19 protein-coding genes are annotated in these 25,487 nt (G+C 71.5%); 6 read left to right on the top strand and 13 right to left on the bottom strand.

Annotated elements, in window-relative coordinates; translation table 11 throughout:
- Positions 1-148: 148 nt before the first annotated feature.
- A complete protein-coding gene (locus tag ABXJ52_RS12675) occupies positions 149-1,204 on the top strand; it encodes a hypothetical protein (RefSeq protein WP_367041923.1) in 1,056 nt (351 codons plus the stop codon).
- Positions 1,205-1,246: 42 nt separating this feature from the next.
- On the opposite strand, the gene ABXJ52_RS12680 is transcribed toward ABXJ52_RS12675, so the two are convergent.
- From ABXJ52_RS12680 to ABXJ52_RS12695, 4 genes are all read right to left on the bottom strand, one after another.
- Entirely contained in the window at positions 1,247-2,410 is a 1,164-nt protein-coding gene (locus tag ABXJ52_RS12680; protein WP_367041925.1) for a serine hydrolase domain-containing protein, read from the bottom strand.
- A 91-nt stretch (positions 2,411-2,501) separates the two neighbouring features.
- Positions 2,502-4,286: a TIGR03767 family metallophosphoesterase gene (locus tag ABXJ52_RS12685; protein ID WP_367041927.1), complete on the bottom strand. Its 1,785-nt coding sequence runs from the start codon at positions 4,284-4,286 to the stop codon at positions 2,502-2,504.
- 247 nt (positions 4,287-4,533) lie between these two features.
- Positions 4,534-4,989, bottom strand: coding sequence for an NUDIX hydrolase (locus ABXJ52_RS12690; protein ID WP_367041929.1), 456 nt, complete (start codon positions 4,987-4,989; stop codon positions 4,534-4,536).
- 9 nt (positions 4,990-4,998) lie between these two features.
- Positions 4,999-5,901, bottom strand: a complete 903-nt coding sequence (locus ABXJ52_RS12695) for a pyridoxamine 5'-phosphate oxidase family protein (RefSeq protein WP_367041930.1) — start codon at positions 5,899-5,901, stop codon at positions 4,999-5,001.
- A gap of 126 nt (positions 5,902-6,027) precedes the next feature.
- Here ABXJ52_RS12695 and ABXJ52_RS12700 point away from each other — a divergent pair, with 126 nt between their 5' ends.
- Entirely contained in the window at positions 6,028-6,585 is a 558-nt protein-coding gene (locus ABXJ52_RS12700) for a CGNR zinc finger domain-containing protein (protein ID WP_367041932.1), read from the top strand.
- A 156-nt stretch (positions 6,586-6,741) separates the two neighbouring features.
- On the top strand, positions 6,742-10,035 hold the full coding sequence (locus ABXJ52_RS12705; RefSeq protein ID WP_367041934.1) for a S8 family serine peptidase: 3,294 nt from the start codon (positions 6,742-6,744) through the stop codon (positions 10,033-10,035).
- 141 nt (positions 10,036-10,176) lie between these two features.
- Here ABXJ52_RS12705 and ABXJ52_RS12710 read toward each other — a convergent pair whose 3' ends face one another.
- From ABXJ52_RS12710 to ABXJ52_RS12720, 3 genes are read right to left on the bottom strand one after another with little or no spacing between them, the layout of a single operon-like run.
- Positions 10,177-11,115, bottom strand: a complete 939-nt coding sequence (locus ABXJ52_RS12710; RefSeq protein ID WP_367041935.1) for a molybdopterin-dependent oxidoreductase — start codon at positions 11,113-11,115, stop codon at positions 10,177-10,179.
- 52 nt (positions 11,116-11,167) lie between these two features.
- On the bottom strand, positions 11,168-11,926 hold the full coding sequence (locus ABXJ52_RS12715; RefSeq protein WP_367041937.1) for a hypothetical protein: 759 nt from the start codon (positions 11,924-11,926) through the stop codon (positions 11,168-11,170).
- A 2-nt stretch (positions 11,927-11,928) separates the two neighbouring features.
- Complete coding sequence (locus tag ABXJ52_RS12720) at positions 11,929-12,474, bottom strand: sigma-70 family RNA polymerase sigma factor (protein ID WP_367041938.1); 546 nt, start codon at positions 12,472-12,474, stop codon at positions 11,929-11,931.
- Between the two features lie 183 nt (positions 12,475-12,657).
- Here ABXJ52_RS12720 and ABXJ52_RS12725 point away from each other — a divergent pair, with 183 nt between their 5' ends.
- Positions 12,658-13,674, top strand: a complete 1,017-nt coding sequence (locus ABXJ52_RS12725) for an aspartate-semialdehyde dehydrogenase (protein ID WP_367041940.1) — start codon at positions 12,658-12,660, stop codon at positions 13,672-13,674.
- 166 nt (positions 13,675-13,840) lie between these two features.
- Here ABXJ52_RS12725 and ABXJ52_RS12730 read toward each other — a convergent pair whose 3' ends face one another.
- On the bottom strand, positions 13,841-15,220 hold the full coding sequence (locus tag ABXJ52_RS12730) for a flavin-dependent oxidoreductase (protein ID WP_367041941.1): 1,380 nt from the start codon (positions 15,218-15,220) through the stop codon (positions 13,841-13,843).
- A 167-nt stretch (positions 15,221-15,387) separates the two neighbouring features.
- Here ABXJ52_RS12730 and pepN point away from each other — a divergent pair, with 167 nt between their 5' ends.
- Positions 15,388-17,955 (top strand): aminopeptidase N, encoded by a 2,568-nt coding sequence (gene pepN / locus ABXJ52_RS12735; RefSeq protein ID WP_367041943.1) that lies wholly within the window; start codon positions 15,388-15,390, stop codon positions 17,953-17,955.
- 580 nt (positions 17,956-18,535) lie between these two features.
- On the opposite strand, the gene ABXJ52_RS12740 is transcribed toward pepN, so the two are convergent.
- The 3 genes from ABXJ52_RS12740 to ABXJ52_RS12750 all read right to left on the bottom strand — a co-directional run bounded on the left by ABXJ52_RS12740 (position 18,536) and on the right by ABXJ52_RS12750 (position 22,135).
- A complete protein-coding gene (locus ABXJ52_RS12740) occupies positions 18,536-19,435 on the bottom strand; it encodes a LysR family transcriptional regulator (RefSeq protein WP_367041945.1) in 900 nt (299 codons plus the stop codon).
- Positions 19,436-19,486: 51 nt separating this feature from the next.
- Positions 19,487-20,374: a DMT family transporter gene (locus ABXJ52_RS12745; protein ID WP_367041947.1), complete on the bottom strand. Its 888-nt coding sequence runs from the start codon at positions 20,372-20,374 to the stop codon at positions 19,487-19,489.
- A gap of 291 nt (positions 20,375-20,665) precedes the next feature.
- Positions 20,666-22,135: an FAD-dependent monooxygenase gene (locus ABXJ52_RS12750; protein ID WP_367041949.1), complete on the bottom strand. Its 1,470-nt coding sequence runs from the start codon at positions 22,133-22,135 to the stop codon at positions 20,666-20,668.
- A gap of 108 nt (positions 22,136-22,243) precedes the next feature.
- Here ABXJ52_RS12750 and ABXJ52_RS12755 point away from each other — a divergent pair, with 108 nt between their 5' ends.
- The gene (locus tag ABXJ52_RS12755; protein WP_367041951.1) at positions 22,244-22,855 is read left to right on the top strand and encodes a TetR family transcriptional regulator; all 612 of its coding nucleotides are present in this window, start codon (positions 22,244-22,246) and stop codon (positions 22,853-22,855) included.
- An 83-nt stretch (positions 22,856-22,938) separates the two neighbouring features.
- Here ABXJ52_RS12755 and ABXJ52_RS12760 read toward each other — a convergent pair whose 3' ends face one another.
- Together ABXJ52_RS12760 and malQ are read right to left on the bottom strand one after the other, a co-directional pair.
- The gene (locus ABXJ52_RS12760) at positions 22,939-23,178 is read right to left on the bottom strand and encodes a hypothetical protein (RefSeq protein ID WP_363309541.1); all 240 of its coding nucleotides are present in this window, start codon (positions 23,176-23,178) and stop codon (positions 22,939-22,941) included.
- A 20-nt stretch (positions 23,179-23,198) separates the two neighbouring features.
- Positions 23,199-25,403 carry a 4-alpha-glucanotransferase gene (gene malQ / locus ABXJ52_RS12765; protein ID WP_367049012.1) on the bottom strand — a complete coding sequence of 735 codons (2,205 nt, stop codon included), beginning with the start codon at positions 25,401-25,403 and terminating at the stop codon, positions 23,199-23,201.
- Positions 25,404-25,487: the final 84 nt, after the last annotated feature.

Below are 25,487 nucleotides of genomic sequence, written 5' to 3' on the forward strand. Positions count from 1 at the left end.
GGGGGGAGAGCGACTGCCGGAACGTAACGAGCACAAACGGACCTTTTCGGCAGTCGAACGTCTGCACTTTAGTGCGGGGTTGTCCGGTTATGTCGACGGGCGTGTAACAGCGGTTAGGGGGCGGAGCGGCAGCGGGAATGGCCCGGTCATGAACCACAACACCCCGCTCTCCCCCCGCCCCCTCCGCCACCTCGCCGCCGTCCAGCGCCGCGTCATGAGCACCGCCCAGCTCCGCGCTCACGGCATCTCCCCCGCCGACATCGCCGCCCACTGCCGCCCGGAAGGGCCCTGGCAGCAGCTGCTCCCCGGAGTCTGTCTGCTGCATCCGGGCCCGCCGACCAGTGAAGAGCGCCTGCACGGCGCGCTGTTGTTCGCGGGGCGGCCGCCGGCCAAGGTGGCGAAGACCGTGCCCGCACAGCCCGGCGCGGGCGAACCCCACGCCCCGTACGCCGACGCCCTGGTCACGGGACTCGCGGCGCTCGCCCTGCACCGCTTCTCGTCGGCCCCCCCACTGCTCTCCCTCGACCGCATCGACGTCCTGGTCCCGCGCACCCGGCGGCTGCGCTCCACCGGGTTCGTCCGGCTCGTGCGTGCCCCGGCGATGCCGACCGCCGTACAGATCGGCGGAGTTCCGGTGGCCCCGGTGCCGCGCGCGCTCGCCGACGCCGTGGCGGGGCTCACCGAGGCGGGCGCGGTGCGCAGGCTGCTCACCGAGGCGGTGCGCGCCGGGCACTGCGAACCGGCCGCCATCGTGCGGGAGTTGAACCAGGCGAAGCTGCTCACCCGCCCGCATGTCGTGGACGCGGTGGACTCGCTGCTCGCCGAGGGCCGGGCCATCGCCGAGGACCGGCTGTACCGCATGGTCACCGAGCACGGCCTGCCCGATCCGCTGTGGAACGTCGACCTGCGATTGCCCGGCGGGCCGCACCTGGGGGGCGTCGACGCCTACTGGCCCGATCTGGCTGTCGCGGTCGAACTGGACACACGGGCGCCCCGGCAGGGATTGCGGCAGGACGACGACGCACTGTGGTCCGAATACGCCCGCAAGCGCGAGCACTTGGAGCGGCTCGGCATCACCGTCGTCCACCTGACGCCCAAGAAGCTGCGCGAGTCGCTCGAACAGCAGGCGACCGTCGTACGGACCGCCCTGATGGCGTCCGGCGACCGCGATCCGGCGGCGTACGTGGTCGTGCTCCCCAGGTAGGGCCCTGGGGCGGGGCGCACGACGGGCCCCGCCCCAGGTGCGTCACTTGCCGCAGAACTCGGCGTTCAGGATCGCGTACAAGTCACCTTCCATGCTGTTGAAGTTGGCGGCGAGCGCGTGGCGGCCGTTCTCGGACGCCAGCATCATCGTCGTCGAGCCGTGCACATCGCCGCCGTTGCCCCAGACGACCTCGCCGCACTTGGTCGTGCGGCTCACCAGGCCGAGCCCGTACCCCTCGTCGTCGTTGCCCTCCTCCTGCGGGACCGTCTTCTTCATCTCGGCGAGCTGCTTCTTCGGCAGGAGCTTGCCGCGCAGCAGGGCGGTGTTGAAGACGTTCAGATCGGCGGAGTTGGAGATCATCCCGCCCGACGCGCCCATCATGGACGGATTCAGCTCCGTCACGTCGTGGGCCCTGGCGTCCGGGGCCTTGGACAGTTTCATGTACGCGCGTGAACTCGGCTCCGGCAGACCGAACTCCGTGCTCGGGGGCACACTGGTGCCGCTCAGCTCCAGCGGTTCGATGATGCGCCGCCGGATCTCGTCCGCGTACGTCTCGCCCGTCACCTTCTCGATGATCATGCCGGCGAGGATGTAGTTGGTGTTGGAGTAGTTCCAGTCTTTACCGGGCTTGAAGTCCGGCTTGTGGCTCATGGCGATGGCGACGTGCTGTTCGGGGGTCCAGGTGTCGTAGCGGTGGGCGAGGAACTTCTCGGTGAACACCGTGTCCTGGGCCCCGGGGTCGGTCAGTACGTCGTAGATCCCGCTGGTGTGGTTGAGGAGCCGGCGCACCGTGATGCGGTCGCCGTCGTGGCCGTTGCCCTCGACCACGCCCGGCAGCCACCGCCCCACCGTGTCGTCGAGGCTGAGCTCCCCCTCGGCCACCAGCTGGAGCAGCACCGTCGACAGGAACGTCTTGCTGATGCTGCCGATGCGGTAGTGGTCGTGGGCGCCGCGCGGGGTCTGCCGCTGGACGTCCCCGATGCCCGCTGCCGAGTCCCAGGCTCCACGCCTGTCCTTCACCTGGACCGTCACGCCCGGGGCTTCGTCGTTGACCGCGGCTTCCATCGCCCGCTGCGTCGCCCGGTGCCGGTCGCCGTTGCCCCCGCCGGACTCCCCCGCGAACGCGGGACCCGCGAACACACCCGCCGTCACCGCCATGGCCACCCCCGCGGCCACGCCCGTCAGGCCTCTCCTGCGTACTGCCATGTCTCCCCCTCTTGTTCACACCGTTCGGACGGCGGGAGTGACTCGGCTGACGGGTGAGGAGGTTGAGCGCCTCGCGCGGGTTGAGCGTTTTTCAGCCTTTCTTGAGGATGAGCTCCGTGTTCCGGTCGTCCGGCTCGCCGCCCGACGCGGGCTTCGCGCCGGGGGCGTTGAAGGACAGTTCGCGGTAGAGCGCGGCGAGGCCGGTCTGGGAGAGGTCGGCGTAGTCCGTGCGGTGCGGGGCCGACGACTCGATGAGGGTGGTGAACAGCGAGATCGTGCCGTCGTGGTTGTCACTCAGCTCCACGACGCGGGCCAGCTGGGGGAAGTCGATGTGCGAGGCCGTGGAGATCTCCCAGAAGGCGCCGCCCGGGGTCTGATGCGCGGTGATCTTGTTCTTGTGGCTGTGGCCGTTGACCCATGCCAGGACGGAACGGTGGCGGCCGAGCAGCGTGACGATCTCGTCGCCGCCGTGCCTGCCCTCGCGCGGGCGGTCCGGGTCCCGGCGCAGATTGCGCATGGTGCGGCTGGTGTGGTGACTGAAGACGATGACGTACGAACCTCCGCCGTCCTGCTGCTCGTTCGCCTTCAACTCCCTTTCCAGCCACTCCATTTGGGCCGTACCAAGCGAGCCTTCGTAGTGGCCGCCGGGGTCCGTCGAGTCCAGGCTGATGCCGAGGACGTCGTCGCTGACGCGGAAGGAGTAGTACTGGGTTCCCGCGTCGAGGTTCTCCTGCGTGTAGCCGTGGCCCGCGGGGCCGTGGCCCTTGTACGCCGGGTCGAGATGGGCCTGAACGTACTCGGCGGGGGTGAAGGGCGCGCGGGTCTCGTCCGGGGTGACCGAGCGCATCCTCCGGGCCTCGCTCTTCAACAGCTCCTTGAACTGTGCACCCTTGGGGTCGCGCCCCTTCTTGACGGCCTTCCACAGAGCGGCGCCGCGCGATTCGTCCAGGGACATCAACTTCCGCCCGCCGACGGCGAACTCGGAGAAGTACGAGTCGCCGGGGCCCCAGCAGCCGCCGGGCAGCGCGTCGTGGTTGCCGACGGTCGAGTACCAGGGAAGGCCGAGGCCGGGGCTGTTGACCTCGCGGAGCGCGGCCTCCAGGAAGCCGTCGACCTGCGGGAAGCCGAGGGCCTTGTCGGAGTCGCGGAGATCGCCGTCCGGGTGCCAGTACAGCTTCAGGCCGCTGTCCTGAACACCCTCGTAGCGGCGCGGGTCACCGGTGTTGGGCGTGATGCGCCCGCCGCTCATGGTCTTGAGGAACCAGTCGAGCTCGGAGCGGGAGTTGTTGTCGGTGTTGTCGCCCGTCGTGACCACGCAGTGCAGCGGCGATCCGGTGGCGGGCGCGCCGCGCAGCCCGTTGACCCGCTCGACGAGCGCGACCGCGCCGGCCACCGAGAGGGCCTCCTGCGGGCGCCAGGCGCTCGCCGTCTGGGCACGCAGATACTCGTACCGCAGCGGGTGCTGTACGTCGACCAGGTGCAGGTCGGTGAACTGGACGAACGCGGCGAGCGGGGTGCGCCGTCCCTCGCGGCCGTTCTTGGCCGCGGCGAGATCACCGCGGACCACACGCTCCCAGGCGGGACCGTCGCCGAGCCGCCGGTAGCCGGAGGCGCCGCGCGGGGTGGCGACGGCGCCCAGCGTGGTGCCGCCGCGATAGGGCGCGAGCGGCGCGGCGGGCGCCTGCCGGGAGAGCGCGACGGGGGCGGGTCCGCGCGCGGCGGCGGCGTGGCTGGGGGCGGGTCTCAGCGCGTAGCCGATGCCCGCGGAGAGGGAGACGGCTCCGGTGGCCGCGAGGAAGGCCCGGCGGTCCACGGCGGACAGGGCGGTATGGGCGGCGGACTGGGCGGCGGTGGCGACAGAGCGTGTGCGCGACATGCGCGGTCTCCCCGATTGCGAACGCGTCGGCAGTGGTCGCGGGCAGCTCCGCACCAGGCGAAATTCCCGCTCGTACTGGATCGTTGGCATCCGGGATGACCTGCACGTTAACGAGACCGCAACGGGCAGCGCCGATCACCGTACGTGGATCAGCCGGCACCCTGCGCGGTCACACACCCCTCTCCAGGCGGAGAGGAAGCAGTCACTCCACGTTCATCTTCCGGGGAAGGGAAGGCCCGGCGGAGCCTCAGGAAGGTGCCGTCAGGTGTCCGTCGTCGGGCCGGGTCCGCCACAGGGCGAGCCCGACATCGACGAGGCCGACCCGGTCGAGCCCAGGGACATCACCCAGGGCGTGCCAGGCCGCGAGATCGGTGGAACCGTCCCGCTCGTGGCGCAGCTCGCCGCCGGCGATCCGCGCCTCGTAGACGATCCGCAGGCCGTGGAAGTCGGCGACGGCTCCGAGCTTGCGCGGGTAGCGGCGGCGCAGCGAGTCGATGCCGAGGAGCGCGCGGGGCTCGATGACGTACCCCGTCTCCTCGTCGGCCTCGCGGATCACCGTGTCGTACGGGTCCTCGCCGTGGTCCATTCCGCCGCCGGGCAGCGTCCAGCGTTTGCTGCCGTCGCCCGCCACCCAGCGGGCGAGCAGCAACTGCCCGTCCCGCACGCATACGGCGTAGGCCGCCACCCGGAGCTCTTTGTTCACAGAGTGACGCTAGTCCTCTTGGGTGGGATTGGCAGGAGAGTACTCCGGTGCGGACCAGCCCAAGGGGTTCGCGCAGAGGGTCTCCACCGCCTCGGTGAGGGTGAAGCGGACCGTGCGGGAGCCGTCGTCGGCGTGGTCCGTGCGAGCGGTGCCGGTGAGCTGGAGGGTCGTGCCGGTCGCCCAGTCGAGGAAGAGGAGGCCGGCGCGGGAGTCGGCGGCGAGGTTGCCGAGGGTCAGGAACATGGAGTTGCCGGGGTAGTCCCGCCAGGTGAGTTCATAGGGGGAAGGGACCTGGACGAAGCCGGGATTGCCGCCCCGGTGGCTGACGTCGGCGCCCTTCGCGTGGACGGTGGCGAGGAAGAAGGTGTCCGCATCCGCCAGGAACGCGCGCTGATCGCCGGTGAGCTTCACTCCGTGGCGAGGCGCCTTCGGGCGAGCCGCCATGGCGCCCTGCGAAAGCTGCCGCTTCTGGATGTACTTCGGGCAGTTCGCGAAGACCTGATCGGCCTCGATCGCCAGGCCTCGGGGGGTCGGCCGCGCCCGTCCGTTCAGCCGCAGGCGCCGCCGGGTGCGGGGGTCCAGGGCGATGGTGCCGACGGGAGTGCCCTCCTGGGCGAGGGCCCGCGCGAGGGGGTCGGTCTCGCGCGGGCGGCCCGCGACCGACATCTGACGCGGCCCCGTGGCCCGCACGAACCCCGGTTCTCCGGTGAGCAGCGAGGCCCAGACGGCGCCCGCCGGGTCCGCGCCGCCGATCACGAGCATGGGCTGCAGTTCGAGAAAGGCGGCGGCGACGGGACGGATCCCGTCTCCGATGGACCGGCCCACGTGGTCGGCCAGTTCCCGCACGCCGACGCGGTCCTGAACGGCGCGGGAGCCGTGGTGGTACGGGTCGTACGGGTCGTACGGGGTCATGACACTCCCCTTGCCGGCGGCGTCCCACCCTGCGCGGGTAACCTTTGACAGTAACTTTAGTGGTTAGACTCAGATCGAGTCAACCAGTCACGTACCCTTTGCTGGTTAGCTTCGAAGGGAGCCCCCATGACTGCCGCACCCCGCACCCCCCACGACCCCCGCCCCCTCGTCGGCGAGCCGCTCTCCCTCGATCTGCTCAACACCCGGTGGACGGCGGACGGCGTGCGCCAGGATCTCCTGGACGGCACCGAAGGGCTGGCCCTCTGGCTCGCGGCCAACCGGCTCGACGACCGCTTCGGCGCGGACGAGGCGACGCTGGAGCATGTGCTGCGGGCGCGCGACGCCATCTCCACCGTCGTGGACGGCCCGGACACGGCGGCGGGGACCGCCCGCGTCAACAAGATCCTCGGGCACGGACGGATCCGGGCGACCCTGACCGCCGAAGGCCCCGGCGAGGAAACCGAGTTCGAGGACGCGACGTGGGGCGCGGCCTGGCTGGCGGCGCGGGACTACCTGACGCTGCTCGCCACCGCGCCCGACCGCATCCGCCCCTGCGCGCACGAGGCCTGCGTCCTGCACTTCTTCGACACCTCGCGGAACGGCACGCGCCGCTGGTGCTCCATGGCCGCCTGCGGAAACCGGGCGAAGGCCTCCCGGCACTACGCCCGCGCCCGCGAGGCCTGAATCTCCCGCTATGTCACCGATGGCGCATGGCGGAATTACGCCACGCCCTGATCCTCTCCGGACAACTCTCCCCAAACAGCAGTCACTTACGTAAGGCTGAGCGGTCATCCGGTTCCGGATTCCGGACCTTTTCGACCTTTACGTACAGGGATGCTGATGCACAGATCCAGTGCTAGACGCACGACCCGTCTCGCGATAGCCGTCGGTCTGACCGCCGCGCTCTCCGCCGCCGGGCCCATACCCATGGCCTTCGCGGCCGACGGGAGCCCCGGCGATCCTGGGGGCCAGGCCACCCCCAAGTCCGCCGCGAAGAAGCTGGGTTCGGCCGACGCCGACCTCCTCGCCGACGCGCAGGCGGACGGCGAGAAGACCGTCACGATGATGGTCGCCACCGCTCCCGGCGCCACCGAGCAGGTCGCCGACCAGCTCGACGCCGTCAAGGGCGGCTCCGTCGGCCGGACGTACGACAAGCTCGGCTACGTACGCGCCACCGTGCCCACCGGCAAGGCCGAGGCCGCCATCGAGGCGGCGGGCAAGCTGTCGTCCGTGCACGGCATCGACCTGCGGCACGAGATCGAGCTGGACGACCCGACGCCCGCCGCCGACCGCGCCAAGGGCGCGAAGAAGGCGGCCGAGGGGACATACGCCGGACCCGGCAAGGACACCCCGGCGAAGAACCCGTACAACCCGTCCTTCGAGACGGGCGCCGTCGACTTCGTGAAGAAGCACCCGAAGGCGGACGGCCGCGGCACCACCATCGGCATCCTGGACTCCGGCGTCGACCTGGGTCACCCCGCGCTCCAGAAGACCACCACGGGCGAGCGGAAGATCACCGACTGGGTGACCGCGACCGACCCGATCGTGGACGCGGACGGCACCTGGCGGCGCATGACCAACCCCGTCACGGGCCCCGTCTTCACCTGGGACAGCGAGACGTGGAAGGCCCCCGCGGGCACCTTCCAGGTCAACCGCTTCCGCGAGTCGGCCACCGTCGGCGGCGACGCCAACGGCGACATCAACCGCGACGGCGACACCACCGACAGCTGGGGCGTGCTCTACGACCCGGCCGCCGGCACCGTCCGCGTCGACCTGAACGACAACAACGACTTCACCGACGACGAGACGATGAAGCCGTACAAGGACGGCCACCAGGTCGCCTACTTCGGCAAGGACGACCCGGCGACCGACGTCGTCGAGCGCGTCCCGTTCGTCGTCGAGATCCGCAAGGACGTGCCGACCGACCCGTACGGCGGCGACTGGGTCGGCAGACAGGCCGACTTCGTCAACATCGGCGTCATCGAGTCCGAGCACGGCACGCACGTCGCCGGCATCACCGCGGCCAACGGCCTGTTCGGCGGCAAGATGAACGGCGCCGCCCCCGGCGCCAAGCTGGTCTCGTCGCGCGCCTGCACCTGGTCCGGCGGCTGCACGAACGTCGCGCTCACCGAGGGCATGATCGACCTCGTGACCAAGCGCGGCGTCGACATCGTGAACATGTCGATCGGCGGCCTCCCGGCGCTCAACGACGGCAACAACGCGCGCGCCGAGCTCTACAAGCGCCTCATCGACGAGTACGGCGTCCAGCTGGTGATCTCCGCGGGCAACTCGGGCCCCGGCGCGAACACCATCGGCGACCCGAGCCTCGCCGACAAGGTCATCTCGGTCGGCGCCTCCATCTCCAAGGAGACCTGGGCGGCCAACTACGGCTCCGCCGTGGAGAAGTCGTACGCGATGATGCCGTTCTCCTCGCGCGGCCCGCGTGAGGACGGCGGCTTCGCGCCGATCATCTCCGCGCCCGGCTCGGCCATCAACACCACGCAGACCTGGCTGCCGGGCTCCCCCGTCGCCGAGGCGGGCTACCAACTGCCCGCCGGATACTCGATGTTGCAGGGTACGTCGATGGCGTCCCCGCAGGCCGCGGGCGCCTCTGCGCTGCTGCTCTCCGCCGCGAAGCGGGAGAAGGTCGACCTGACCCCGGCGAAGCTGCGCACCGCGCTCACCTCGACCGCGGACCGCATCCGGGGCGAGCAGGCGTACGCGCAGGGCACCGGCCTGATCAACGTGGTCGACGCCTGGAACGCCATCGAGGACGACGCGAAGGCGCACACGTACACGGTGAAGGCCCCGGTCGACACCGCTCTGGAGCAGGAGCTGAAGAAGCCCGGCACCGGCATCTACGACCGTGAGGGCGGCCTGAAGACCGGCCAGAAGCGGACGTACGACGTCACGATCACCCGCACATCGGGCCCGGACCGCGGCATCCGCCACGAGCTGGACCTGGTCAACAACCACGAGGGCACCTTCGACCTGCCCGGCAAGGGCGCGGTGACGCTGCCGCTGAACAAGCCGGTCACCGTCAAGGTGCAGGCGAAGGCCAAGTCGGCCGGTCTGCACAGCGCGATCCTGACGGTCGACGACGAGCGCTCCGAGGGCATCGACCAGCAGATCATGTCGACGGTCGTCGTCTCGAAGCCGCTCGCCGAGCCCGGGTTCACGTTCTCGGCGTCCGACGCGGTACAGCGCAACAGCACCGAGTCGTACTTCGTCACCGTCCCCAAGGGCGCCAAGTCCCTCGAGGTGGCGCTCGGTGGCCTGAAGGGCAAGAGCCAGACGCGGTTCATCGCGGTGCACCCGTACGGCGTTCCGGTCGACTCGACGTCGTCGCTGACCTGCTACGCGAACTACGAGAACCCGGCCAACACCTGCCGCCCCGACCTGCGTTCGTACCCCGAGCCGCAGCCGGGCGTGTGGGAGATCGAGGTCGAGTCGCGCAGGACGTCGCCGCTCCTGGACAACCCCTACAAGCTGGACGTCTCCGCGCTGGGTGTCGCCTTCGACCCCGCCGTGCAGACGGTTCCGGAGGCGAAGGTCGGTACTCCGGCGCCCGTCTCCTGGAAGGTCACCAACAACTTCGCCGCGGTGGACGGCAAGTTGAAGGGCGGCCCGCTCGGCTCCGCGAAGGCGGCGAAGCCGTCGATCAAGCAGGGCGAGACGCAGACGACCACGGTGGTCGTACCGGAGGGTGCGGAGCGGCTCGACGTGGCCATCGGCTCGACGGCGGACACCGCGGCCGACCTCGACCTGTCGGTCTCGAAGGACGGGGCGGTCGTGGGTTCGTCGGCGGACGGTGACTCGGAGGAGTCGGTCAGCGTCACCAAGCCGGCGGCGGGTACGTACGAGATCGAGGTGGCGGGCTACTCGATCCCGTCCGGCACGACCGCGTACGACTACCGGGATGTCTTCTTCTCGGGCGCGCTGGGCTCGGTGAAGGTGGACGAGGCGGCGCCGGTGAAGCTGGCGAACGGGGCTTCCGCCCAGGTGACCGCGGAGGTCGCGGCGGACGCGCCTGCCGCCGAGGGGCGTCAGCTGTTCGGTGAGGTGTCGCTCTTGAACGGGCGGGGGACGGTTGCCGGCACTGGCAGTGTCCTGATCGAGAAGGTGACTCCCTAGGTTGCGGATCCCGGCCGGGCTGAGCGCTTCAGCCCGGCCGGCGTTTGAGGCCATCTTTTCGGGGGTCCAGGGGGCGGAGCCCCTTGCCGCCCGGCGGAGCCGCACATCAGATACAGCGGGAAGGGGCGGGGTTGGGGAGAATCACTCCCTGACCTCAACCCCCACCTCGTGCACCGCATTACGCGCCCCCGCGAGAGGCTGCACGCGCCCGGCCCGATCAGCGGCCCGGCAGCGGATCGAATGCCGCCCAGCCGCCAACTCCCGCGCGAGGGCGAACCGTTGCCACGTCGGCCCGGAGCCCGGCGGGTCCACCGCGGCCGCCTCCCAAGGCCCTCCGTCGACCGATACCTCGACGCTCACAACCTCCGTCGTGCTCCACGCCCGACCGCTCAACTCATGCTCACCGGAGCAGAGTTGCGCCCCCTCCCCCGGCACGAACAACTTGCTGCTCACGTCGACCTCCCGCACCGGGCCCGGGGACGACTCCCCCGGCAGGACACGGTTGTAGAGCCGGGTGGTGAACAGCCCCTCCGGCCTGCGGTCCGCCAGGACGACACGGGTCAGCCACTTCACCGAGTTCGTGCCGAACATCCGCGGCACCACCGCCCGCAGGGGAAACCCGTGCTCGGGACGGAGCGGCTCGCCGTTCATCCGGTGTGCGAGGAAGACATCACCGCGGGCCACCGACAGGGGTAGGTCCTTGACGTACGTGACGCCGTCCTCCCCCTGGAAGGACCCCGTGTCCGCGCCCTCGAACCAGACGTGCCGCGCGGCCGCGCCCGGCACCGCACGGTCCAGGAGAGTGGCGAGCGGCACCCCGGCCCACTCCACCTGTGCCACCGCCCGCGTCGGCACGTCCGGCGCGAAGGGGCTCCCGAAGCACTCGTGGAAGGCGGCGAGCCGCCGCGTCCCAAGGGAGAGAAGGGCGGCCATGTCGAGACGCAGCGGATGCTCGACGAGCCCCTCCACCACCAGCGTCCAGTCGGCGACGTCGATGTCCGGCACGCCCAGGTGCTTGCGCACGAAGACGTCCTCGGTCGGCGTGAAGTCGGGCTCGGGCGCGGACATTTGGGGCTTCACGTAGTAACCATAGGCACACTGAAACCCTTGCATCCAGCACATCCGGGCGCATTCAGCACCGCATCCCCTCCGCTCGCGGCAGTGCCCGCTCGATCCACGCCCGGTCCTTGGCGATGTCCGCCGCCCGCGTGGCCCAGATGTCCGGTGACGCCTCGTCCTTCGGGATGCCGATCAGGGCCCGGTCGCCCGGGCGGAGCCGCGGGTCCACGTCCACGTCCATCACGAACGTGATCTGTTTCTTGCCGCTGACCGGCTTGTAGTAGCGGGAGACGTCCAGGACGATCCGCTCCTGCTCCGCTCCGGGGACCGGCTCGACCCGCCTCACCGTGCCCTCGACGATGAGCCGCGCACAGGCCACGTAGCCCTCGCGCGTCTGGTCCGCCGAGCCCCCGGCCTTCTCGTCACCCGCATCGGGCGCCGCCCCCTGCGCCGCGCCCGCGTCGGAGTCGGACTTCTCGCCGAGCCCGCCCCCGCTGCCCATCGCGAGCCAGGCGAGCCCGCCCACCAGCGAGGCGGCGGCGGTGACGGCGGCCACCCCGAGCGCCTTCGTCAGGTACCGCCGCCGGACGTCGGCCGGGCGTACGGCGACAGCCGGCTTCGACGCGGGCTCCCGCTCCGTCGCCGCCGCCAGCGCACGGCCGGCCACCCCGATGTGCTCGCGGAGCAGTGCGACATCCGCCACAGCCGCCGCGTGCTCCGCCGCGAGCTCCGGGTCCTGGTCCTGTCCGGCGGCGACGGCGGGCAGGGGCTCGGCCATGAGGGCGAGCATCAGCGCGTCGTATTCGTTCCCGGCCACGTCGTCCTCGGCCACCGTCACACCACCTCGCCCTCGTGCAGCCGAGTCCGCAGGACCCGTACCGCCGTATGCAGCCTGCTCTTGACCGTGCCCTCCGGAATGCCCAGTTCGTCCGCTATCGCCCGTACCGACAGATCGGCGTAGAAGCGCAGGACGACGACCTGCCGCTGCGGGTCGGGCAGCGCGTCCAGGCCCTGGGTCACGGCCATCGACAGGGCCCGGGACTCCGCCCCGTCCTCGTCGGTCGCCTCCCGCCACAGCACGGCGAGCCGCTCCCCGAGCCGTTCCTGGCGCCGACGCGCCCGATGCCAGTCCATGGCGAGATTGGAGGCGACGACCGCCGCCCACGCCGACACGTCACGCGGCGCCTCGCGCCCGTCCGCCGCGCGCTCCAGGAGCTTGAGCCTGACCTGCTGGACGCCGTCGGGCAGATCGGCGTGCGGCACTCCACCGAGCGCGAGCACCGCCCGCACCCGGTCCTCCTGGACAGCGTCAAGCGGATCGGCCCCCTCGTGCCGGTTCCGCCGGCTCCGCCGGTCCCGTCGCGTTTTTCCGCGCAGCAAGACACCCTCCCGTCCCCACGTTTCCCCTAGGACGCCGGGGGCGCCGGAAACGTTCGGCCCACGTCCACGGGAATGTGACATCCCGAACTTCGGACAATGGATTGGACAAGGCGGCCGTGGACAGACGCATGATGGAACGCACAGGCCAACGCCTATGCCCATGCACATACGGAGGACATCCCTGTGAAGGTCGGAATCGTCGGAGCCACCGGTCAGGTCGGCACGGTCATGCGCAAGATCCTTGTCGAGCGGGACTTCCCGGTGGACGAGCTGCGCCTGTTCGCATCGGCCCGCTCGGCCGGCTCGACCCTCGACGGTGTGACGGTCGAGGACGCCTCCACGGCCGACTACAGCGGCCTTGACATCGTCCTGTTCTCGGCGGGCGGCGCCACCTCGAAGGCGCTGGCCGAGAAGGTCGCGTCGCAGGGTCCCGTCGTGATCGACAACTCCTCCGCCTGGCGGATGGACCCCGAGGTCCCCCTCGTCGTCTCCGAGGTCAACCCGCACGCGATCGCGAACCGCCCCAAGGGCATCATCGCCAACCCGAACTGCACGACGATGGCCGCGATGCCGGTCCTGAAGCCGCTGCACAAGGAGGCCGGGCTCGCCGCGCTCGTCGTGGCGACGTACCAGGCCGTGTCCGGCTCGGGTCTCGCCGGTGTCGACGAGCTGTTCGAGCAGGTCAAGAAGGTCGGCGACGACGCGCCGAAGCTGACGCACGACGGCTCGGCCACGGAGTTCCCCGCGCCGAACAAGTACGTGGCGCCGATCGCGTACAACGTCCTGCCGATGGCCGGCTCCATCGTCGACGACGGTCTGAACGAGACCGACGAGGAGCAGAAGCTCCGCAACGAATCCCGCAAGATCCTGGAGATCCCGGCCCTCAAGGTCTCCGGCACCTGCGTCCGCGTGCCGGTCTTCACCGGTCACTCGCTCCAGGTCAACGCCCGCTTCGAGCGTCCGCTGAGCGCCGAGCGCGCCACCGAGATCCTCGCGGAGGCCGAGGGTGTCGTCCTCACCGACGTCCCGACCCCGCTGGTCGCCGCGGGCAAGGACGACTCCTTCGTGGGCCGCATCCGTAACGACGAGACGGTGGAGAACGGCCTGGCCTTCTTCATCTCCGACGACAACCTCCGCAAGGGCGCCGCGCTGAACGCGGTGCAGATCGCGGAGCTGGTGGCGGCCGAGCTCAAGGGCTGACGCCTTCGCCCTGCGTACGCCGAAGGGGGCGGGCACCGACATCTAGTCGGCGCCCGCCCCCATCGCGTGCGCCACGACGACCAGGGCAAGTCCCGCGAGCCCGCCCCCACGCCAGGGGTGTCGGTACGGTTTTCGGGGAGGGGCGGGGTTGGGGATGAAGAAACTGCTACCAACAGCCCCGCATCCGCCGATACCCCTCCCCCAGCCCCGCCAGCTCCTCCCCCGTCAGCACGTCCTCCACCCGTGCGAACCCCTCCGGAGCCCGCTCGGCCACCGTCCGGAGGATCTCGTCCACCGGCATCGCACGATTGGCCAGGGCCACGGCATTGGCGGGGCCCCACCGTTCCGCCTCGTAGGCCCGCAGGCCGCTGACCCGGTCCGTCCCGGCGAGGGCCACGCACCGGGCCAGGACCCGCGCGTCGAGCACCGCTTCCGAGCCGCCGCTCGACCCGACGGGGTACATCGGATGCGCCGCGTCGCCCAGCAGGGTCACGGGGCCGCGCCCCCAGTACGGCAGCGGGTCCCGGTCCACCATCGGGTACTCCAGGATCCGCCCCGTCGACCCGGTCGCGGCGAGGAGCGCGGGCACGTCCAGGTCCCCGATCCGCCACCCGGAGAAGTGCGGCAGGACGTCGGAGAGGCGTCCCGAGCGGTTCCAGTCCACCGGCCCCGGCGACCCGTGGTGATGGACCGGATACCGCACCTCCGCCACCCAGTTGAGCAGCGCCCGCCCCCGCACCTCCGCCTCCCACGAGATCGGGTAGACGACGAGCTTCGCGGCCGCGTTGCTGCCCGCGAACGCCATGGACCGGCCGCCGAGCACCGGGTGCCACTCGGTGACGCCCCGCCACATCCGGATGCCGTTCCACAGCGGCGGCCCCTCCCCGGGGTGCAGCCGGGCCCTGACCGCCGAGTAGAGGCCGTCGGCCCCGATCAGGGCGCGCACCGGTACCGCGAACTCCCGCCCCCGCCGCACGTCCCGCAGGGTCACCCGCAGCGCCCCGGACCCCTCGGGCTCGGCGTACCGCACGAACGCCGTACCGGTCTGGACGGCGTTCTCTCCGATGCGGTCGCGGACGGCGTCGAGGAGGATCAGCTGCAGGGCGCCGCGGTGCAGGGAGTACTGCGGCCAGTGGTGACCGCGGGCGAGACCGAGCGGTTCGCCCCAGATGTGGTTGCCGTGCCGGTCGAAGTGGATCGTCTCGGCGGTCGGCACGGCCGTGGCGGCCAGCTCGGCGCCGAGGCCCAGCTCCGTCAACTCCCGTACCGCGTGCGGGAGGAGGTTGATGCCGACCCCGACGGGCCGCAGCGCGTCCACCGCGTCGATGACCCGCACCCCGATGCCCGCCGCGTGCAGACTGAGCGCGGCGGTGAGCCCGCCGATCCCGGCTCCGGCGACGAGTACGTCGATCACGGGGCGCACCTCGCGCTGGGCGAGCCCGGTGAGCGCGGTGATCGCGGTGATCGCGGTGATCGGGGCGACCCCGGTAATCGCGGTGATCGACGTAATCCGCGTAATCGACGTGGCGGTCTCGGTCCCATGCACGCTCCCCCCGGGGCGTCGGTCGACGCGCGGATGTTAGCGGCACGGCAGCCCGCGAACAATGCCGCGCGGCGGCCCATGGCCGATGCCCGGACACGTGCGCGGACCCACGTGGAAGGATGGCTGGAAACGCCACAAGTCGTACCTGACGTTCCTGAGGAGATGACCGCGTGCCCGGCACCAATCTGACCCGCGAAGAGGCGCAGCAGCGGGCGAAGCTGCTCACCGTTGACTCGTACGAGATCGATCTCGACCTCTCCGGCGCGCAAGAGGGCGGCACCTACCGGTCGGTGACGACCGTGCGCTTCGACTCCGCGGAGGCGGGCGCCGAGACGTTCATCGACCTGGTGGCCCCCGCGGTCCACGAGGTCGTCCTGAACGGCCACGCGCTGGAGGTGGCCGCCGTCTTCCGTGACTCGCGCATCGCGCTGAGGCACCTGGAGGCGGGCCCGAACGAGCTGCGGGTGGTCGCCGACTGCGACTACACCAACACGGGCGAGGGCCTGCACCGATTCGTCGACCCCGTCGACGAACAGGCCTACCTCTACACGCAGTTCGAGGTCCCGGACGCACGCCGCGTCTTCGCCTCCTTCGAGCAGCCCGATCTCAAGGCGACGTTCCAGTTCACCGTGAAGGCGCCGGCCGGCTGGACGGTCATCTCGAATGCGCCGACCCCCGAGCCCAGCGGTGACGTCTGGGTCTTCGAGCCCACGCCGCGCATGTCGACGTACATCACGGCGCTCATCGTCGGTCCCTATCACTCGGTCCACAGTTCGTACGAGGGTCCTGGCGGCCAGTCGGTTCCGCTCGGCATCTACTGCCGCCCCTCGCTGGCCGAATACCTCGACTCCGACGCGATCTTCGAGGTCACGCGGCAGGGCTTCGACTGGTTCCAGGAGAAGTTCGACTACGCGTACCCCTTCGCCAAGTACGACCAGCTCTTCGTGCCGGAGTTCAACGCGGGCGCGATGGAGAACGCGGGCGCGGTGACCATCCGCGACCAGTACGTGTTCCGTTCGAAGGTGACGGACGCGGCGTACGAGACGCGCGCGGAGACCATCCTCCACGAGCTGGCCCACATGTGGTTCGGCGACCTGGTGACGATGGAGTGGTGGAACGACCTGTGGCTGAACGAGTCGTTCGCCACGTACACGTCCATCGCCTGCCAGGCGTACGCGGAGAACTCGCGCTGGCCGCACTCCTGGACGACGTTCGCCAACTCCATGAAGACGTGGGCGTACCGCCAGGACCAGCTGCCGTCGACGCACCCGATCATGGCGGACATCCGCGACCTCGACGACGTCCTGGTCAACTTCGACGGCATCACGTACGCGAAGGGCGCGAGCGTCCTGAAGCAGCTCGTGGCGTATGTCGGGGATGACGAGTTCTTCCGGGGCGTGCAGGCGTACTTCAAGGCGCACGCGTTCGGCAACACGCGCCTGTCCGATCTGCTCGGCGCCCTTGAGGAGACCAGCGGGCGCGACCTGAAGACCTGGTCGAAGAAGTGGCTGGAGACGGCGGGCATCAACGTCCTGCGTCCGGTGGTGGACGTCGACACGTCCGGCAGGATCACGTCGTTCGCGGTGAAGCAGGAGGCTCCGGCGCTCCCCGCCGGCGCGAAGGGCGAGCCCACGCTCCGCCCCCACCGGATCGCGATCGGCCTGTACGACCTCGACGACGAGAGCGGCAAGCTGCTGCGCACGGACCGCGTCGAGCTGGACGTGGACGGCGAACTGACGGCGGTGGACGCGCTGGTGGGCCGCACGCGCCCCGCGGTGATCCTCCTGAACGACGACGACCTCTCGTACGCGAAGGTGCGCATGGACGCGGAGTCGCTCGCGTTCGTGACGGAGCACATCGGCGACTTCGAGGCGTCGCTGCCGCGTGCCCTTTCGTGGGCGTCGGCGTGGGACATGACGCGGGACGCCGAACTCCCCACCCGGGAGTACCTCTCCCTCGTCCTGTCCGGCATCGGCAAGGAGTCGGACATCGGGGTCGTGCAGTCCCTGCACCGCCAGGTGAAGCTGGCCCTCGAGCTGTACGCGGCGCCGTCCGGGCGCGAGGAGGCGCTGGCCCGCTGGACGGACGCGACGCTCTCGCACCTCCGGGCGGCGGCGCCGGGCAGCGACCACCAGCTGGCGTGGGCGCGGGCGTTCGCGGCGACGGCCCGTACGGGGGAGCAGCTGACGCTGCTCGAGGAGCTGGTCTCGGGCAAGCAGGCCATCGAGGGTCTGGCGGTGGACACGGAGCTGCGCTGGGCCTTCGTGCACCGGCTCGCGGCGACGGGCCGTCTCGACGAGGCGGGGATCACGGCGGAGCTCGACCGTGACAAGACGGCCGCGGGCGAGCGGCACGCGGCTTCGGCGCGGGCGGCGCGGCCCACGCCGGAGGCGAAGGCGGAGGCGTGGGCCTCCGTGGTGGAGTCCGACAAGCTCCCGAACGCGATCCAGGAGGCCGTGATCGGCGGCTTCGTCCAGACGGAGCAGCGCGAACTCCTCGCCCCGTACGCGGAGAAGTTCTTCGCGGCGGTCAAGGGTGCGTGGGACTCTCGCTCGCACGAGATGGCGCAGCAGATCGCGGTGGGCCTGTACCCGTCGCTCCAGATCTCCCAGGCCACCCTGGACGCCACGGACGCGTGGCTCTCCACGGCGACCCCGTCACCGGCCCTCCACCGCCTGATCACGGAGTCCAGGGCGGGGGTGGAGCGGGCGCTGCGGGCGCAGTCGGCGGACGTCTGACGCCATGGCCTCCGGCCGGGGTCGCGGACGTCTGATCCCGCAGCCCCCGGCCGGGGTTATCCCTGCCCCCGGCCAGGGCTGCGCGCCGGGGGCCCTGCTCCCGCCAGGGCTGCCCCAGGGGCCCCCGCCCCTAACCAGGGCTAACCCCGCCCGGCTCCCGCACCAGCCCGCGCTTCGCGCGGATCTCTCCCGCCCACCCACCCGATCACCCCGCAGCCGCGAGCTGGCCGGCCGGCACCGCCCGCACCCCGGGCGCGGGCTCGCCCGGCCGCTCCCGCACACCACCCGACCCGCGCTCCGCGCGAACTTCCCCCACCCACCCACCCGATCACCCCGGGGCAATCGGGCGGGTGGGCGGAAGCACCCGCGCGAAGCGCTGCAAGACAGGGCCGCCCCGCGGACAAAAAAGACCCGGCAATCCCCTGCACTACGGGGCAATCGGGCGGGTGGGCGGGAAACATCCGCGCGAAGCGCGGGAAGGCTGCGCTGCGGGGGAATCGGGTGGGTGGGCGGGAAACATCCGCGCGGAGCGCGGGAAGGCCTGCGTCGGCCCGCAGACAAAAGACCCGGCCCCCCGCGGCTACCGGGCCACCCCCCGCAGCGCCGACAAGACCCTGCTGACCCCCGCACCCCCGGCCGCCCCCCGCCGCACCGCCGCCACCACGTGGCGGCGAGGGCGGTCGGCGGACAGGGAGCGCATTACCACCCCGTCACGGCGGACCGCCGCCATCCGCGGGACGAGGGCGACCCCCATCCCCGCCTCCACCATCGCCAGGATCGCCGTCCAGCCGGAGGCGGAATGCGCCTGCTCGGGCGTGAACCCGGCCCCCTCGCACGCCGCCCGCGTGATCTCCGACCAGGGACCACTGCCCCCGAAGATCCACGGCTCCCCGGCCAGATCCGCGAGCCGCAGCCCTTCCACCGCTGCCAGCGGATGCTCCCCAGGCAACGCCACGTCCAGCGGGTCCGCCAGGAGCGACTCCCGGGTGAAGCGCGTGTCCGCGTCGCCCGCGGCCGGCGCCGTCACCGCCAGGGAGAGGGCCACGTCCACCTCCCCCGCGGCCAGCAACTCGTACGCCTCCGCCGCCTCCACCTCACGTACCCGCACCGAGATCCCCGGCGCCGCCGCCCGCAGCTCCCGCACGGCGGGGACCACGAGCGCGGGCACCGCCGTCGAGAAGGCGCCGACCCGCACCTCCCCCGCCTCGCCCTGCGCATAGGCCGCCAACTCCGCGTCCGCCAGCTCCAGTTGCGCGAAGACCGCCTCCGCGTGCCGCAGGACGAGGTGCGCCGCGTCCGTGAGGCGCACCCGCCGCCCGTGCGCCTCGAGCAGCGGCACCCCCAGCTGCTTGGCGAGGTTGGACAGCTGCTGCGACACCGCCGACGGCGTCATCCGCAGCGTCCGCGCCGTCTCCGTGACCGTGCCCCGCTCGCTCAACGTACGCAGGATCTGCAGCTTCTTGATGTCCCACTCGCTCATGGAGTCAACGTACCGACTGGTCAGGAGAGGTGATCCCACGGGACGCGCCCCCTACTTCTTCGCGCGCGCCGCGCCGAGGACGACCCCGCCCAGGATCAGCCCCATGCACATGACCTGGAGCCACCCCATCGCCTCGCCGAGCACCGCGAAGGAGAGCAGGGCGACGCAGACCGGCTGGAGGTAGTAGATGACCCCGGCGCGGGCGGCGCCGATGATCGAGATCGCCTTGTTCCAGGCGAAGAAGGCGATCGCGGATGACACGACACCGACGTACAGGAGCGGGGAGACCGTGCCGACCGTCGGCTCGAAGCCGCCCTGGAGCACGAAGCTGACCACGAACACCGGAAGCAGCATCAGCGCGCCGAGCACGAACGTCGCGAAGAGGAACGGCAGTCCACCGATCTCCGTCGGCTTGCGCTTGAGCAGCGCGCTGTACGAGCCGAAGGAGACGGCCCCCGCGATGATCCACAGGTCGCCCACGGCGAAGTCCATGGAGAGCGATCCCCCGGAGACCAGGACCAGGACGCCCGCGCAGGCGACCAGCATGCCGGTCACCCGGCGCGCCCCGAGCCTGGCCCCGCCGAGGCGCTCGTACACCGCCATCAGGACCGGTGACGCCGCCATGATCATGCCCATGTTGCCCGCGGTGGTGGTGACGCCCGCCTGGTTGACCAGGGTGTTGTAGATCGTGACGCCGAGCAGCGAGGCGAGCAGCAGGAAGCGGATGTGCTTGCGCAGCAGGGCCCGCTGCCGCCAGGTCTGGCGTACGGCGAAGGGCGCCACCGCCGCGATCGCGATGATCCACCGCCAGAAGGCGTGCTGGATGGGCGGCACGCTGTCGGCCAGGGCCCGCGAGGTGACGAAGCTGCCCGACCAGACGACCGTGGCCAGCGCCGCGAGGGCGAGTCCGACGCCGACGGGGCCCGCGGCCCGCCGCACCCCTTGTTCACCGCCGTCGCGGTAGTCGGCGTGGCCGCCGGAGGGGCCGTGGCCGCCGGAGCTGCCGTAGCCGCCGTGCGAGTGGAGGTCGTCCGGTCCAGGACAGTCACTGATATCCCTTGTCTCTCTCCCGGTTGGCCCGGGTGTATCTCTCCCGGTCCGCCCGGGAAAACACGAACCCCGCCGAGGTGGTAACCACCCGGCGGGGATCTCTTCGCTGATCACTTGGTTGGTTGCGGGACTACCGTCGCACCCCCACACCCATCAGGTCCAGCGAATCTTTTCGAGGTATTAGTGAAGCTGAACTGAATGGTTGACCAGTGCGGCCCGCACCTGCCCCGCGTCCGCGTCGTCCGCCGCCCACGCCACGTACCCGTCGGGGCGCACCAGGACGGTCGTACGCCGGTCGCTCGCCCACTGCGCCGCGACCGCGCGCCCCGCATCGCGACCCGCATCGCGCTCCTCGCCCCGCGGAGTGATCAGCACGAACCTGCCCTCGCGCAGGGCCTCGTACAGCCGCCCCTCCTTGAGCGCGACGTCCGGAGCGCGGCGACCGGTCAGGCGGTGGGCGCCCTTGGGGGCCGGGTAGCGGTAGCCGATGCCGGTGATCTGGCCGATCGCCTTGTTCCGGACCGGGGACAGGGCGCCGATGACGGACGCGAGCACCGCGCGGCCCGCCCGTGACCACGGTCGCTTGACCATCGCGAGCCGCACGATCCCTCCACTGCTGCGCAGGACCGCCTTGCCGATGGGATGCCGCTCGGACTGGTAGGTGTCCAACAGGCCCTGCGGCGCACGGCCGTTGACCGCGTCCACCAGCTTCCAGCTCAGGTTCGCCGCGTCCTGGAGCCCGGTGTTCATGCCCTGTGCGCCCGCCGGGGTGTGCACATGCGCGGCGTCGCCGGCGAGGAAGACGCGGCCGACGCGGTAGGCGGGCGCCTGGCGCTCGTCGCTGTGGAAGCGGGACATCCAGCGGGCGTCGTGCATGCCGTAGTCGCGGCCGAGCGCGAGGCGGGTGATCTCCTTGACCTCTTCGAGGTCGAGGGGCTCGCTGTCGGGGACGTTGTGTGCGCGGTTCCAGCCGATCACGCGGTAGTAGCCGTCGGCGAAGGGCGCGATGAAGGCGAAGGCGTCACCGGCGGCGTTCACCGTGAGGACCGACGCGGGCTTCTCGGCGAGCTTCACGTCCGCGAGCACGAGCGAGCGGATGGCGGACTTCCCGGGGAAGGGCAGGCCGATGGCCTTGCGGACCGGGCTGTGCAGTCCGTCCGCGCCGACGACGTACGCGGCCCGGCACTGGCTCGACTCCCCGCCCGGACCCCTGACTTCGAGAGTCACGCCGTCCGCGTCCTGGGTGAGCCCGGTGACCTCGCTCTCGTACCGGAAGTCGACCCCGGCCGCGACCGCCCGGCGCTCCAGGACCCGCTCCACCTCGTACTGCGGCAGGACCAGGAGGTGGTTGTAGCGCGAGGGCAGCTTGTCGAGGCCCACTTCGAGGCGGCCGAAGAGGCGCAGTCGGTCCAGCGTCCTGCCCTTGGCCTCCAGTTCGTCGGCGAGGCCGCGCGCGTCGAGCTGTTCGAGGGTGCGGGCGTGCAGGACGAGGGCGCGCGAGAGGTTGCTGATCCCGTGCGGCCGCTTCTCGAGGAGGGTGACGGGGACGCCCGCGGCGGCCAGGTCCCCGGCGAGCAGCAGTCCGGTGGGCCCGGAGCCGACGACGATCACAGCGGGGTCGGTGCCGGTCGTGTCCTGGGTTCCGTTCATGACGGCCTCCTCGGCTTCCTTGTGCCAACAACTGTTGGTCAACGCTTGTTGGCTAACGTAGGACCGCTGTCATGGACTGTCAACAGATGTTGGCCTACGCTTGTTGGCATGACGGAAAGCGCACCCGATCCAGCGACCCGGACAACCGCCGAGGAACCCCCGGCGCCGCCCCGCCGCTCCGACGCGACCCGTGGCGCGATCCTCGCCGCCGCCCGTGAGCGGTTCGCCGCCGACGGCTATGAACGGGCCACCATCCGCGCCATCGCCAAGGACGCGCGGATCGATCCGTCCATGGTGATGCGCTACTACGGCAACAAGGAGGGCCTGTTCGCCGCGGCCTGCGCCATCGACCTGCGGCTGCCCGATCTCGCCGCGGTGCCGCGCGAGGCCGTCGGGCGCGCCCTGGTGGCCCACTTCCTGGACGTCTGGGAGACGGACGAGGTGCTGACGGCGATGCTCCGGGTCGGCATCACGAACACGGCGGGCGCCGAGCGCATGCAGGGCATCTTCCGGGACCAGCTCCTGCCGGTCGCACGCCGCGTCTGCCCCGATCCGGCCGACGCCCCGACGCGGGCCGGGCTCTGCGCCTCGCAGATCCTCGGCATGGCGCTGACCCGCTACGTACTGCGGTTCCCGCCCACCGTCGCCCTGTCCGGCGAGGAGATGGCGGACTGGTTGGGGCCGACGGTGCAGCGGTACCTCACGGCCGAGCGGCCGTGACACACGTAGGGGCTCCTTGCCGACGTACGCACTGCACGCGTCGGCAAAGAGCCCCTACGGAGAACTCAGGAAACGAAGTGGCGTCAGCCCTTCTTCACCGGCTTGCGGGACTTGTCACCGACCATGACGAGGCCCGCGATCACCAGGAACAGCACGATGGGCGCCACGACATAGAGGCCGAGCGTGTCGATCACGCTCAGGCCGGGACCCGGGTCGTCACCGTCGTCGCGCGTGAGCGCGAGCGCGGGGGACGACATGAGCAGCATCATCAGCGTCGTACCGGAAGCCAGGGCGCCGGCGCGCAGGGCGTTCTTCTTGTCCACGGTGCCAACGTAGCGAACTGTTAAACGGGCCGCGCGCCCGGGGGTGCCGTTCGGACCCTTTCGCGGGTACGGAACACATCCATGCGTGTACGGAACACATCCATGAACGCGTGGAGCCGCGGTGAGGCGGCGAGTTCCTCCAGGGTGACGGGGCGTCCGGCGGCGTCGGCGATCGGCAGCCGCCAGTTCGGGTACTGGTCCCAGGTGCCGGGGAGGTTCTGCGGGCGGCGGTCACCGACCGCGTCCGGCAGCCATACGCCGATCATGCGGGCCGGGGTGGCGAGCAGGAAGCGGTGGACTGCGCGGATCTCCTCCTGCTCGTGTCCGCCGCCGCCCGGCAGCATCCCGAGGCGCGAGAGCAGCGCGAGCCACTCCGACACGTCCGCCGCCGCCTCGGCCTGCTCGATGGCCGCGGGGCGGGTCAACAGGCCGAGCCGGTCCCGTAGTTGAACGTGCTCACCGGTGATGCGGGCCGCCGTGGACGGCAGGTCGTGGGTGGTGGCGGTGGCCAGGCAGTCCGCTCGCCAGCTCTCGGGGGGCAACGGCCGCCCCGTGCCGGCCCAGTCCCGCTCGAACCAGAGCACGGAGGTGCCGAGCACGCCGTGTCGCTGCAGGGTCTCGCGGACGCCGGGCTCGACGGTGCCGAGGTCCTCGCCGATGACGAGGGCGCCCGCGCGGTGCGCCTCCAGGGCGAGGACGGCGAGCATCGCCTCCGCGTCGTACTGGACATACGTTCCCTCGGTGGGCGCGCGGCCCTCCGGGACCCACCAGAGCCGGAAGAGCCCCATGACGTGGTCGATGCGGATCGCGCCCGCGCGACGGAGCAGGGCGCGCAGCAAGGCGCGGTACGGGGCGTATCCGGACTCGGCGAGACGGTCCGGGCGCCAGGGCGGCAGACCCCAGTCCTGGCCGAGCGCGTTGAACGCGTCGGGCGGGGCGCCGGTCGACATGCCCGCGGCGAAGTGCCGCCGCTGCGCCCACGCGTCGGCGCCGGACGGGTGCACCCCGACCGCGAGGTCGTGCACGAGGCCGATGTCCATGCCCGCGTCCCGCGCGGCACGCTGCGCGGCGGCGAGCTGGGCGTCGGTGAGCCAGGCGAGCCGGCAGTGGAAGTCCACGCGGTCCATCAACTCGCGGCGGGCGCGGGCGGATTCGGGTGACGAGGGGTCACGCAGCGGGGCAGGCCAGGTGTGCCAGTCGGGGCCGTGCCGCTCGGCGAGCGCACACCAGGTGGCGTGGTCCTCCAGGTCCTCGCCGTGCTCGGCGAGGAAGTCGTGGTAGGCGGCGCGCCGTCCGGGGCCGAGCGGGACCTCACGGATCAGCTCCAGGGCTCGGACCTTGAGGGCCCAGACGGCGTCACGGTCGATCAACTGGCCCTGTTGGAGCACGGATTCGCGGAGCGCGGCGGCCTGGCGCGTGAGGTCGGCGGCCAGTTCGCGGGCCTCGCCGTCCAGGTGGGCGTACTCGGGAATGTCCTCGACGCGGAGGTGGACCGGGTCGGGGAAGCGGCGCGACGAAGGGCGGTACGGGGACGGGTCGGACGGCCCGTCCGACGGCTTCGGCACGGCCGCGTGCAAGGGGTTGACCTGCACGAACCCCGCACGCAAGGACCGTCCGGACCACGCCGCGAGCTCGGCGAGGTCACCGAGGTCGCCCATACCCCAGGAGCGGCGGGAGAGAAGGGAGTAGAGCTGGACGAGAATTCCGTACGTTTTCTCGCGCGGGGGCGGTAGGCGGTGCGGGGCGGTGATCAGGTGGGCGGTGGCTGTTCGGTTGTCCGGGGTCGTGGCTCGGAGCGTGTGGACGCCCAGTGGCAGGGCGGGCGCCACGCGTGGCTCGCTCTTCCCGCCGCTTCGCGGCGATGTCTCCCGCCCACCCACCTGACTGCCCCGCGGCGCGTCGGCGAGGTCGGAGCGGTCCGCATCCGGCAGCGGCACATCCCACTCCAGCCGCTCCCCCTCCTCCGTCTCCACGCACACCCGCGTACCCGGCGGCAGCCCGGCCCAGGGTGGCGGGGGCTCGGGGTCGCCGCCCTGCCACGCCACCACCGTCGGCGGCAGCAGGCGGGCGCTCAGCTCCGTCTCGCGGGCCGCGAGGGCGCGGCGCACCGCATCGGGGGTGCTCGCGTCCACGTCGAGGGCGGCCAGGGCGGCGATCACCGCGGCGTCGCTGGCCGGAACTGTGCGGTCCGGAGACGGGGAGTAAGAAGTCGCCACGCCGTGCAGGGCGGCAAGGCGCGGAAGTCCGGTGAGGCCGGTGGGGCCGGAGGGCCCGTCGGCAGGCCCGCTGTCGGGGCCGGTCGCTCCGGG

This window comes from Streptomyces sp. Je 1-332 (assembly GCF_040730185.1).
Lineage (GTDB): Bacteria > Actinomycetota > Actinomycetes > Streptomycetales > Streptomycetaceae > Streptomyces.

Coding starts and splice junctions, on each gene's coding strand:
- ABXJ52_RS12675 (WP_367041923.1), top strand. CDS start 149: ATGAACCACAACACCCCGCTCTCCCCCCGCCCCCTCCGCCACCTCGCC.
- ABXJ52_RS12680 (WP_367041925.1), bottom strand. CDS start 2,410: ATGGCAGTACGCAGGAGAGGCCTGACGGGCGTGGCCGCGGGGGTGGCC.
- ABXJ52_RS12685 (WP_367041927.1), bottom strand. CDS start 4,286: ATGTCGCGCACACGCTCTGTCGCCACCGCCGCCCAGTCCGCCGCCCAT.
- ABXJ52_RS12695 (WP_367041930.1), bottom strand. CDS start 5,901: ATGACCCCGTACGACCCGTACGACCCGTACCACCACGGCTCCCGCGCC.
- ABXJ52_RS12700 (WP_367041932.1), top strand. CDS start 6,028: ATGACTGCCGCACCCCGCACCCCCCACGACCCCCGCCCCCTCGTCGGC.
- ABXJ52_RS12705 (WP_367041934.1), top strand. CDS start 6,742: ATGCACAGATCCAGTGCTAGACGCACGACCCGTCTCGCGATAGCCGTC.
- ABXJ52_RS12740 (WP_367041945.1), bottom strand. CDS start 19,435: ATGAGCGAGTGGGACATCAAGAAGCTGCAGATCCTGCGTACGTTGAGC.
- ABXJ52_RS12750 (WP_367041949.1), bottom strand. CDS start 22,135: ATGAACGGAACCCAGGACACGACCGGCACCGACCCCGCTGTGATCGTC.
- ABXJ52_RS12755 (WP_367041951.1), top strand. CDS start 22,244: ATGACGGAAAGCGCACCCGATCCAGCGACCCGGACAACCGCCGAGGAA.